Source organism: Streptomyces niphimycinicus (assembly GCF_018883605.1).
Taxonomy (GTDB): Bacteria; Actinomycetota; Actinomycetes; order Streptomycetales; family Streptomycetaceae; genus Streptomyces; species Streptomyces niphimycinicus.
In genome coordinates this window covers 1-11474 of the sequence record NZ_JAHLEM010000658.1, presented here as the reverse complement: position 1 = coordinate 11474, position 11474 = coordinate 1, and the positions used below count along the sequence as shown (strand labels likewise).

At 70.7% G+C, this 11474-nt stretch carries 9 protein-coding genes and 1 pseudogene; 4 read left to right on the top strand and 6 right to left on the bottom strand.

Features of this window, described 5'->3' with window-relative positions; translation table 11 throughout:
* A pseudogene (locus KN815_RS39450) lies at window positions 1-297 on the bottom strand (hypothetical protein); the annotation flags it as partial.
* Window positions 298-460: 163 nt separating this feature from the next.
* On the opposite strand from KN815_RS39450, the gene KN815_RS39445 reads away from it, so the two are divergent.
* Both KN815_RS39445 and KN815_RS39440 read left to right on the top strand, forming a co-directional pair.
* Window positions 461-1915, top strand: a complete 1455-nt coding sequence (locus KN815_RS39445) for an NsdA family TPR-like regulatory protein (RefSeq protein ID WP_216346615.1) — start codon at window positions 461-463, stop codon at window positions 1913-1915.
* 13 nt (window positions 1916-1928) lie between these two features.
* Window positions 1929-2417 carry a hypothetical protein gene (locus KN815_RS39440; protein WP_216346614.1) on the top strand — a complete coding sequence of 163 codons (489 nt, stop codon included), beginning with the start codon at window positions 1929-1931 and terminating at the stop codon, window positions 2415-2417.
* A gap of 104 nt (window positions 2418-2521) precedes the next feature.
* On the opposite strand, the gene KN815_RS39435 is transcribed toward KN815_RS39440, so the two are convergent.
* The 5 genes from KN815_RS39435 to KN815_RS39415 form a co-directional block, all read right to left on the bottom strand.
* Window positions 2522-3733 (bottom strand): amidohydrolase, encoded by a 1212-nt coding sequence (locus KN815_RS39435; protein WP_216346617.1) that lies wholly within the window; start codon window positions 3731-3733, stop codon window positions 2522-2524.
* Between the two features lie 207 nt (window positions 3734-3940).
* Entirely contained in the window at window positions 3941-5134 is a 1194-nt protein-coding gene (locus KN815_RS39430; protein WP_216346613.1) for a hypothetical protein, read from the bottom strand.
* Window positions 5135-5250: 116 nt separating this feature from the next.
* Window positions 5251-6183 carry an N-acetylneuraminate synthase family protein gene (locus tag KN815_RS39425; protein WP_216346612.1) on the bottom strand — a complete coding sequence of 311 codons (933 nt, stop codon included), beginning with the start codon at window positions 6181-6183 and terminating at the stop codon, window positions 5251-5253.
* Window positions 6184-7383: an acylneuraminate cytidylyltransferase gene (locus tag KN815_RS39420; protein WP_216346611.1), complete on the bottom strand. Its 1200-nt coding sequence runs from the start codon at window positions 7381-7383 to the stop codon at window positions 6184-6186.
* 59 nt (window positions 7384-7442) lie between these two features.
* Window positions 7443-8768: a DUF6716 putative glycosyltransferase gene (locus KN815_RS39415; RefSeq protein WP_216346616.1), complete on the bottom strand. Its 1326-nt coding sequence runs from the start codon at window positions 8766-8768 to the stop codon at window positions 7443-7445.
* 223 nt (window positions 8769-8991) lie between these two features.
* Between KN815_RS39415 and KN815_RS39410 the strand changes: the two genes are divergently transcribed.
* A complete protein-coding gene (locus KN815_RS39410) occupies window positions 8992-9969 on the top strand; it encodes a glycosyltransferase family 2 protein (protein WP_216346610.1) in 978 nt (325 codons plus the stop codon).
* On the top strand, window positions 9969-11378 hold the full coding sequence (locus KN815_RS39405; RefSeq protein ID WP_216346609.1) for a polysialyltransferase family glycosyltransferase: 1410 nt from the start codon (window positions 9969-9971) through the stop codon (window positions 11376-11378). The genes KN815_RS39410 and KN815_RS39405 overlap by 1 nt, the downstream gene beginning before the upstream one ends.
* The last annotated feature ends 96 nt before the right edge of the window (window positions 11379-11474 follow it).

Sequence of the window (11474 nt, the reverse complement as noted above, 5' to 3'; positions counted from 1 at the left end):
CTCCGTCCTGGAGGTGGGCGGCACACCGAGGTAGGTGCTCTCATCAGTCAGCTCGGTGAGGACGCGGACCTGCCGCAGGCACCAGCTCGCAGCGGAACCCACCTCGATGAGCCAGTAGAGGGTGCCGTACTTGTCCTGGATGACGGCGCCGGTCTCGTCGCCGAGCAGTTCCAGAGCTCGCTCGCCCACCAAGGGCGCGGCCCGTACGGAGTCCCACCATTTGCCTGCGGGTAACGCCTCGACATCCCCGGCTGGTGGTGGCGTCCACGGCAAGCGACAGGCGTCATTCGACCGCACGATTTCTCCCGACATCATCGGTGAAGGGTTGGCACACATCGAGATTGGTGGTGTGACAGCAATCACGGGATAACCGGCAGGTGTTACCGAGGCGGTAATACGCTCGTTCTTGGTTCGGTACACAGCATCGGTGCGCTTACGATCAACTGGAGTTGGACCACCCATGGACGCCACCGCCCCCGGCCCGCTCGCCTCAGACGTCCTCGACAGAGACGACCTGCGCCGAGCCCTGGAAGAGCACGACTTCGCCGCAGCGTTCACATTGATCAAAAAATGGGGCGGACTGTCGCAGAACCGAATCGCCGCAGCCTGCGGGCTCACCCCAGGCAAGGTCTCCACGATCATGAACGGATCCAGTCGGGTCACTTCCATGGAGGTCATCCGCCGGATCTCGGACGGGCTACGCATCCCCGGACACCTCGTCGGCCTCGCGCCCCGGCCGTGGGAAAGCACAGACTCCGCGCCCCAAGAACTACAGACAGCCCGCCCCCACCCAGAGCACGCAGATACCGACGCCGTACCGTGGCGGCCAGACACCACCGTCGATATGGCCGCCAACCTCACCAGGAGCGACCTGATGGACCGCCGAGCCGCGACGCGCGCCCTCGCGGGCATCGTCACCGGTGCGCCGCTTCTCGACACTCTCGACGGGTGGCGCACACCCGCCGCAGCCGACGGCCGACCACGTCGCCCCGGTCGCCTGGGCACTCGCGAAGTGGACGAATTGGAGACCACGGCGCGCGCCTTCCGCCAGTGGGGCCGCGCCGGTGGAAGCGGCCTCTACAGAAAGGCCGTCGTAGGGCAGCTCGCCGAGGTGGCTGCCGCCCTCGACGAGCACCAGGCCCCGGCCATCGAGCGGCGTCTGTACAGCGTCATGGCCGAACTCGCAGGCACGGCGGCCTCCATGTCGTGGGACATCGGCCAGCAGAGCCGTGCCCAGGACTACTATCGGTTGGCACTCCGAGCGGCTCACGCAGGTGGCGACACCCTCTTCGGCGCGAACGTGCTGGCGGGCATGGCCCGGCAGATGCTGTACCAAGACCGGCCACACGACGCTTTGGAACTGGTGCGTCTGGCCCAGGACGGGGTGCGCCGCACCGCTGGTTCCAGGCTGCGGGCGATGCTCCACACCCGCGAGGCGTGGGCATTGGCCAGCATGGATCGCCCGTCAGGTTTCCGGCGCGCAACCGCACAGGCCGCCGACGCGCTCAGCTCCATTGACCGGAACGAAACCGAGCCGTACTGGATCGGCTACTTCAACGACGCCGAGCTTGCCGGAGTCACCGGCGGCAGACTCCTGGAGATGGCCCGCTCCCAGCCCCGTGCCTACGCGGACCAGGCCGCCGACCACATCCGTACCGCCCTGGAACAGCGGGGTCCGGAAGCTGGGCGCAGCTACGCCCTCGACTGGATCGGCCTAGCCGAATGCGCCTTCCTCCTGGGCGACACGCAGAGCGCGGCCGACTGCTCGCGACGCGCTGTCGACGCCGCGTCCAGCCTTCGCTCCGGTCGCGTGCGCGTACAACTGGCACAGTTGTACCCCTACACAGTGGGAGATGGCGTACCCCGGGCCGTCGCTGACGTGCGCGGTAGCATCCGGAGCCTGCTGACCGCATAACGAGGATGGCGCGATGACGACGATCGCTGTGACGGGGCACATGGACATCACCGACGCATCGGTGCCGCTGGTGCGAGGAGAGCTGGACAAGATCCTTGCCGCCTATGAGCCCTCCAGCCTGGTAGGGGTGTCGTGCATCGCGAAAGGCAGCGACAGCCTCTTCGCGGATGCGGTCCTGGCCGCGGGCGGGCGCCTGGCCGTGGTGATCCCTTCGGCGGACTATCGGCAGGCGAAGGTGAAGCCGGAGCATGCCGAAACCTTCGACCGGCTGGTGGAGGCAGCGGACGAAGTGCTGGTGATGCCTCATGCCACGGCAGACCGTCAAGCGTACGAAGCGGCGAACGCCGTGCTGCTGGAGCGTGCGGATCGGCTGGTGGCCGTGTGGAACGGCCGGCCGCCCACGGGCAAGGGCGGCGGGACGGCGGACGTAGTACACCAGGCGCACGAGGCGCACATCCCTGTGGATGTCGTCTGGCCGGACGGGGCATCCCGCCGGGCATGACGAAAGCCCCTCGCCCGGCACGGAGGCCGGACGAGGGAGCGTACTTCCCAGGGGCGGTGCCGACGGCCGGGCCGCGAGCACCGCTCACACCGTTCGGGTCCGGTTCAGGCGAGCAGAGCCGCCGCCGTGAACAGCTCCACGCCCACCGCGATCGCGCCCTCGTCCACATCGAAGTCGCCCACGTGGAGGTCGCGCCGGGTGGTGTCGCCGACCGCGCGGACGCCGAGGCGGGCCATCGCGCCCGGCACCCGCTCCAGGTACCAGGAGAAGTCCTCGCCGCCCAGCGACTGTTCGGTGTCCTCGACGGCGTGCGCGCCGCGGCGGGCGATCATGGCGTCCCGCAGCAGTTCGGCGGAGCTCGCCTCGTTGACCACCGGCGGGACCCCGCGGATGTAGTTGATCTGCGACTTGGCGCGGTGCAGGGTGGCGATCTCGTCCACCGCGGCATGGACCAGGTCGGGGGCCTCGCGCCAGGCAGGCAGGTCCAGGCAGCGGACGGTGGCGGACAGCTCGGCGTGCTGCGGGATCACATTGCAGGCGTGGCCCGACTCCACCCGGCCCCAGGTGACGGCCAGCCCCGAGCGGGCGTCGACCCGGCGGGCCAGCAGCGCGGGCACCTCGGTGATCACCTTGGCGGTGGCGGTCACCAGGTCGGTGGTCAGATGGGGGCGCGCGGTGTGGCCGCCCGGCCCGTCCAGGGAGATCTCCAGCCGGTCGCAGGCCGAGGTGATGGGCCCGACCCGCAGCCCGATCCGGCCGACCTCGACCTTCGGGTCGCAGTGCAGTGCCAGGATCCGGCCGACGCCGTCCAGCACGCCGTCCTCGATCGCGTCGGCCGCGCCGCCGGGCAGCACCTCCTCGGCGGGCTGGAACAGCAGCCGCACCGGACGCGCCAGCCGCCCCTCGCGGGCCAGCTCGGCCAGGACCAGACCGGCGCCGAGCACCACGGTGGTGTGCACATCGTGGCCGCAGGCGTGGGCGCGGTCGGCGATGGTCGAGCGGTAGTCGACCGTCTTGGTGTCGGGGATGGGCAGTGCGTCGATGTCCGCGCGCAGCGCCAGCAGGGGCGCTACGCCATCGCGCGGGCCGATGTCACAGATGAGGCCGGTGCCCGACGGCAGCACCCGCGGCTCGAGTCCCGCCTGCTCCAGCCGCGCCTTGATCGCGGCGGTGGTGCGGAACTCGCAGTTGCCGAGCTCGGGGTGCATATGTACATCGCGCCGGAAGGCGATGAGTTCGGCACGCAGCTCGTCGGGGAGCGTGCCGGGCAGGGCCGGCGCTTCGGCGGGTGTGGCATCGGTCGCATCGAGGGACATCAATTGCTTCACCTGAAGAAGCGTAGAACGCCAGGTGGGCCCGCCGAATGTCGATCAACAAAAATTCAATCTCTTCGGGTACGCAAAAGTACCCGGCGCGGTGCATGATCCCCCTAGTCAGGGGGTATAACAGCCCGATTTACGGCCGGTCGCGGGTGAGAAGCGCCACACGGCCGTACGGGCGACGGGCTCAGAACCTGAGACGCCTCAGGACGCCGCGACCGGTGCGGCGGGCGATCCCGGGTTCGCAGGCGGGGCCACCTCTCTCGGCAGGGCCGCGTCCCCCGGCGGGACCGAACCCTTCGGCGGAGCCGGGTCCGCCTGCGGCCCCGAGCCGAGCCGGCGCACATCGCGGGCCGTGCCGGTGACCCCGGACAGAAAGCCCTGGGCGCGCGGGGAGGCGCCGCTGGTCAGCCAGGCGGGGTCCACATCGCAGACCGCGACCTGCACACCGGTGCCCACCAGCGCGAGCGGCAGGGTGTGCACCACGGTCGAGGGGAAGCTCACGATCGTATGGCCGATGGGGCCCCGGCGGGCTATCAGCTCGAGCGGCAGATCGGGCCGTACGATCTCCAGACCCACCTCGGCCGAGACCCGGTGCAGCTTCTCGACGCTCTCGCGGCGGTGGGCGAAGTAGCGGGTGGCGCCATGGGCGCGGGTCAGCGAGCCGACCGCCTCCAGATAGCGCTCCAGGTCCACCACGCCCGTCTCCACCAGGGAGGTGCCGACCAGGTCGGTGCCGCCGGTGAGCCGGGGCGGGCCGAACCGGGCCCGGGTCCAGGCGAAGTCGTTGGCCGTGACGCCGACCCCGTCGGGCGCCTCCACCGGCATCGAGCTGAAGACCTCGACCCGGCGCTTGGCACCGGGGGTGAGCCGGCGGCGGGCGGTGGCGGAGACCGGCGCGAACACCATGTCGCGCGGTCCCCGGTTGCCGCGCCGGTGCCAGCGCACCAGGGGCTCGCCCTTGGCGATCTGGGAGATGAACTCCATGGTGGCGGTGCCGTCGTCCACCACGACCAGGTCCTTGGCGCGGGTGAGGGTCAGCAGCAACTGCACATAGCGGGAGAACGGATCGCCTATCACGATCCGCGCGGCCCGGCGCAGCGGTCCGCGCAGCCCACTGATCGTCTTGACCGGCGCACCGGCCCCGCCCCGCGCCTCCTCCCAGCGCACGGCGAAGCCCTCGTCCCGCGCCAGCTCGGCCATCCGGCGCAACTGGCCGCGGGTCATCGGGTCGTGCGGGGAGAGCACCACCACGGTGAGGTCCTGGGGCGCCGTGGCCTCCGGGCCCTGGGGGCGCTGGGCGTCGGCGTACGCCCACTCCAGCACGTTCAGGAGCTGGACCGGGCTCTCGACGAAGGCGAGTGTGGCCGGAGGGGCAAGGGGGGCAGCGGAGACCATCGCACCGTCCAAAGGCAGGGCCCGGAGGCGGCGGGCAGCCCCTGACGCGTCAGAGGTGCCCGCCGCTTCCGGGCGAGGGCCGGGCACACCGGCCGGAGGATTCACGGCAGAGTGCCTCAGACCGCGGCGGGCTCGCGGTCGGCGGAGTCGGACTCGGCGACGACGCCCGCGACACGGCGGAGCTTCTTCATCGGGCCGAGCTCGCTCTCGTAGACCTTCTTGACGCCGTCACCCAGGGACTCCTCGATGGTGCGGATGTCCCGGACCAGCCGCGTCAGGCCCTGCGGCTCGACGGAGGCGGCCTGGTCCGAGCCCCACATGGCGCGGTCGAGGGTGATGTGGCGCTCGACGAACGCGGCACCGAGCGCGACGGCGGCCAGGGTGGTCTGGAGACCGGTCTCGTGGCCGGAGTAGCCGATCGGCACGTTGGGGTACTCGGCCTGGAGCGTGTTGATCACGCGCAGGTTGAGCTCCTCGGCCTTGGCCGGGTACGTCGAGGTGGCGTGGCACAGCAGGATGTTGTCGCTGCCCAGCACCTCCACCGCGTGGCGGATCTGCTTGGGGGTGGACATGCCCGTCGACAGGATGACGGTACGGCCGGTCGCCCGCAGGGCGCGCAGCAGCTCGTCGTCGGTCAGCGAGGCGGAGGCCACCTTGTGGGCCGGGACGTCGAACTTCTCCAGGAAGGCGACGGCCTCGGTGTCCCACGGGGAGGCGAACCAGTCGATGCCGCGCTTCTTGCAGTGCTCGGAGATGGCGGTGTACTCGTCCTCGCCGAACTCCACGCGGTGGCGGTAGTCGATGTAGGTCATCCGGCCCCAGGGGGTGTCACGCTCGATGTCCCACTGGTCGCGGGGGGTGCAGATCTCCGGGGTTCGCTTCTGGAACTTGACCGCGTCACAGCCGGCCTCGGCGGCAGCGTCGATCAGCTTGAACGCGTTCTCCAGGTCGCCGTTGTGGTTGATACCGATCTCACCGGTGACGTAGACCGGGTGGCCGGGGCCGGCGATCTTGTCGCCGAGGGTGCGGAGGCGAGAGTTGGAGCTCACTTAAGACAGTTCCTTTCCGAGAATCCACGAGGCGATCTCGCGGATCGCGCCGTCCCCTCCGGGGGTGGAGGTGACCGCACGTGCAGCGCCGCGCACGACGTCGTGCGCACCTGCGACCGCCACGGGCCAGCCGACAAGGCCGAAGCACGGGAGGTCGTTGACGTCGTTGCCGACGTAGAGCACGCGCTCCGGCGCGATGCCCTGCTCCTCGCACCATTGCTTCAGTGCGAGATCTTTTCGGTCGATGCCGTGGAGCACGGGGACCTGGAGTTTGCGGGCCCGTGCGGCGACGACCGGGTTCTTTTCCGTGGACAGGATCAACAGCGCCAGCTCAGCGCGGCGCAGGGCGGCGATCCCGAGCCCGTCGCCGCGGTGCACGGCCACGAGTTCGCGTCCTTCGGAGTCGACCAGCACCCTGTCGTCGGTCTGGGTGCCGTCGAAGTCGAGTACCACCGCGTCGATGTCCTCGCGGGTGGGCAGGGCGCCCGGCCGCTCGGCGTCGAGCAGCGGGGCGAGCGCGCGGGCGCGGGCCAGATCGTGCGGATCGTCGATCTCCAGCACCCGGGCGGGGTCGGTGCGCACCAGGTCGGTGCGGCCGAAGAAGCGGTGCCCGGCCTCGCGGAAGCCGCGGGCGTCCATCGCGTAGGCGGCGCCGGTCTCCAGGAAGTCCTGGGGGCGGTCCTGGCGGCGCGGGCGGTACGACTTGTCGTGGTTGACGCCGTCGCCGCCGTCCGCCGCGGGGTCCTCGCCCTCGCGCCAGACGAAGCCGTGGAAGGGGGCCACGGTCAGGGCGGTGTCGGCGCCCTTCTCGGCGACCGCGGCGGCCACTCCGTCGATGTCCTCGCGGATGATGAACGGGCTGGTGCACTGCACCAGCAGGACCACGTCCACGGTGGTGTCGTGCGACGCCTCGTACGCGTCCATGGCGTGGATCACCGCGGCCTCGCTGGTGGCGGTGTCACCGGCGATGTCGGTGGGGCGCTGGATGACCACGGCGCCCGCACCGCGGGCGGCGGCGGCGATCCCGGCGTCGTCGGTGGAGACGACCACGTCGGTCACCAGCCGGCCGGCCCGGCACTCCATGACGGCGCGAGCGACCAGCGGCACGCCTCCCACGGCGGCGAGGTTCTTCGCGGGGACGCCCTTCGACCCGCCGCGGGCGGGGATCACGGCGAGCACACATGGGCTCGGGGCGGTCATGGCGGCTCCTTCAGGGGTTGCAGAGGTGATCGAGGCCGTCCCGGCCCCCTCTTGGTTGTTCACAGCTCCCCCATCCGCCGGATGACCGGGGCCACCCGCTGTACGCCGTGGCGGTAGGCGCCGCGGGCCGCTTCGCGCATCGTGTTGCGCACCACCCGCCGCAGCCCCGAGACCTGCGCCTCGTCCTCGGCCGAGGCTCCGGGGCGGGGCGATCCGTCCGGCTCGAAGCCGTACCGGGCGAGCCGGCCGGGCAGATAGCCGGGCGCGGTGGTGGGGGTGTAGAAGGGGGCGAGCGGCGGGAGGGTCGGTGCGGCGGCCAGTTCGGCGACGCGGTCCCGCGCGGCGTCGAACCAGGTCTCGTACGGCCCGTCGGCGGCGACGCCCTGGCGGCCGAGCCACTCGGCGTTCGGCTCCGGCAGGTGCCCGGCGTCCAACTGGTCCCAGGAGGCGAGAGCGCCGGAGCCGAGGAAGTGGTGGTTGCCGAGCGTCTCCCGCACCCCGAGGTCGGTGAGGACGGCGGTCGGTATGGAGCGGTGCAGGGACTCCAGGGCGGCCGTGGAGCTGACCGTGACCAGCAGGTCGGCGGTGTCCAGGACCTCGCCCATGTTCCCGTAGGCGAGCCGGAAGTTGGCGGGCAGATCGTCGCCGAACTTGGCGATCAGCTTCTGGTAGGGAAGCTCTTCGATATGCGTGGTGTGCTCGCCCGGCTTGCTGCGCAGCTTGACCACGACCTCGCGGTCCGGATGGCGGCGCGCGTGCTCCACCGCGCGGCGCAGCAGATAGGTGCGGTCGGCGCGGTTGTCCGGGACGGACGGCTGGACGGCGAAGACGACCGTGCCGCCGGGGTACTTGCGCGCCAGCCGCGCCTTCGGGTCGTAGCGGTCGCCGCCGAGGAAGGGCAGCGCGCATTCGACGACGCTGTTCCCGTCGGCGCCGACGCCCGTGTAGACATCGCGGAAACGGTCCGCGTCATGGCGGGAGTTGGCCAGCACCACATCGGCGCCGTGGCGCAGCAGCAGGCCGTCGGCCAGCTTCTCGTAGACGACACCGACATAGCCGGTGACGACCACGGGGCGGCGCTCGTCGTCCTGCCAGGCGTGGCGCAGTCCGTGCAGCATGGCCTGGACGGCGCCGCCGACCAGGGAGAGCACGATCACGTCATAGCGCTCGCGGTCCACGGCCCGCACGAATTCCACGCCGGTGACCTCGCGCATCGCATCGGCGCGCACCCCGACCTCGGTGAGCTGCCGGGCGGTCGGCGTGGCGCGGCCGCGCAGCAGGAAGCCGTCGAGACGACGTCCGGAGGCTGAACCCGACTCGTCCGGTACGAGGCGATGCGCGGTGAGCGCGCCCCATTTCCACCGGGTGTCGGAGTCGGCGAGCACGGCGACTCGCACAGCGGGATTGGTACGTGAGGACACGTCGCAGACGCTAGGAAGCGTTGTCGATTCACGGCCCAACGCAAGAGCAACAAAGGGTTAACAGAACGTCGACGATTGGAGAATCGGCTGGCTGGAGCGGCGGGTTAACCGTTCCGACGTGTTTCGTTCACCTCTACGTACACCCTAGGTCAAGACGAATGCCGGACAGCGACCTAGCGTCACCCGCGTGGTTAAGCTCTCCGTCATCGTGCCGTTCTACAACGTGCAGACCTATGCCCCCGACACGCTCAGAAGTCTGCGCGCGAACGCGCGTGAGGACTTCGAATTCATTCTCGTCGACGACTGTGCCACCGACGGGACGCCGGAGATCCTGGAGCGCGCCGAACGCGACCTTCCCGGGGCCGTCTATGTACGGCACGAGAAGAACGGTGGGCTGGCCACCGCCCGGAACACCGGCCTGGACAAATCCACCGGCGAGTACATCACCTTCCTCGACGGCGACGACTGGCTCGCCCCCGGCTACTACGAGCAAATGCTCGCGGCGATGGAGGACCTGGGGTGCGACTTCGTCCGCACCGACCATGTCCAGTGCACCGCCCGGGCCCGCACGATCACCCGGGTGCCGCACGGCCGCCGCAATGTGGTGATGAACCCGCGGGACGCGATCCTCCCGACCGACCGCTCCACCTCCGTCGACTACCCGTATGCCTGGGCGGGCATGTACCACCGCCGCCTGGCCGACGAGGGGCTGCTGCACTTCACCCACGGGCTGCGCACCGCCGAGGACCGGCCCTGGATCTGGCGGCTGCACCGCGAGGCCCGCAGCTTCGCCGTCCTCGGCGTGCACGGAGTGTTCTACCGGCGAGGGGTTTCCTCCTCGCTCACCCAGATCGGCGATGTGCGGCAGCTCGACTTCATTCGCGCATTCGACCAGGTCATCGAGGAAACCGCGCGGGACCGCGACGCCGACGCCCTGCTGCCGAAGGCCGTCCGCACCTATTGCGCGATCATTTCCCATCACCTGGGCAACATCGAGAGATTCGAACCGCAAGTTGCCCGCAAACTCCGATCCATGTCGGCGGCGGCGATGAAACGCATGCCCCAGGACGTATTGAAGGACGCACTGGATTCCATGGACTATGAGCGCGCCGCACGTCTGCGGCGAGTCAAGCGCCGGCCCGCCGGGGCGGAGGTGGCGGCCTGATGTCCGCCTACAAGCCGCTGGCGGAGCGCAAGCGCACCCAGATCTTCCTCGCCTCGACCCTCTACGGGGCGGCGACCCTCGCGGCCGCGATCGACGCGGACAGCGTCGGCCCGGCCGACCGCCGGCTGCTGCTGATCAGCAATAACGCCGCGACGCCGGAGACCACCCCGCCGGTCGACGACATGCCCGGCTTCGAGCGGCTGCGCGGCCGCTTCGACCGGGTGCTGTCCTGGAACGAGACGATCTCGCCGTTCCACCCCGGCGGCTGGGCCCCGCGCGTGGACGACGCCCCGCTGTGGGAGCGCCATCTGCGGCTGCTGTGGAACCTCGGCGACGACAACATCGAGCTGATCCTGGAGTCCATCCAGGTCAACCCGGCGATGGCGGTCGCCAATGTATTCCAGGGCGCGCCCATCGACGTCTACGCGGACGGTCTGATGAGCTACGGCCCGACCCGCAACAAGCTGGACCCGCTGATCGGCACCCGGATCCGCCGCCTGCTCCATCTGGACCTGGTGCCCGGGCTGCGGCCGCTGCTGCTGACCGAGTTCGGCGTCGAACCGGAGATCCTGCCGACCGAGGTGTTCACCAAGGTGCTCACCGAGATCGCCGACGCCGCCCCGCGCGGTGTCGTCTCCGCCAGCGAGCGGATCGCCGTCGGCAACGGCCCGGCGCTGATGCTCGGGCAGTATCTGTCCGCGCTGGACATCCTCACTCCGCAGGAGGAGGAAGAGCTGCATGTGCGGATGTTGCGCGGCGCCGTGGCGCTGGGCCACCGCACCGTCGTCTTCAAGCCGCACCCCACCGCCCCGGCCCGCTGGTCGCGGATGCTGGAGAAGAAGGCCGCGGAGCTGGGCGCGGAGCTGACCGTCATGGACACTCCGGTCCTGGCCGAGGTGCTGTACCAGCGGATGAGCCCGGCCCTGGTCATCGGCTGCTTCTCCACCGCGCTGCTCACCGCCGACGTCTTCTACGGACTGCCGGTGGCCCGGATCGGCACCGATACGCTGCTGGAGCGGCTCACCCCGTACCAGAACAGCAACCGCGTGCCGGTGACGATCGCGGACGCGCTGCTGCCCGACCTCGAGGACCACAAGGCGGTGGCCGCCGCCCAGCCGGTCGACGAGCGGGCGGGCAAGCGGCTGGCCGGGCTGATCAGCGCGGTCGGCTTCTGCATGCAGGCCAAGATCTACCCGGATCTGCGGCCCGTCGCCGAGCGCTATCTGGCCGCCCATCTGGACAACCAGACCTGGCGCTACTTCAAGAAGCGCCGGCTGACCGCGCTCGCCCTGCCCGGGGCCGTCCCCTCGCAGCTCGCCTTCATCCCGCGCAATGAGACGGTGCGCAAGGTCGCCCGCCGGGCCCGGGCCATCAAGCGGGCCGCCCTCAAGCGGACGGTCGCCGGATGAGCGCGCCGCCCGCCCCCGACGCCGGTCCGATATCCACCGCGGCGGCGACGGCTCCCGCGCCGACGCCGCCGCGTGCCCCCGACACCGCTCCGGAGC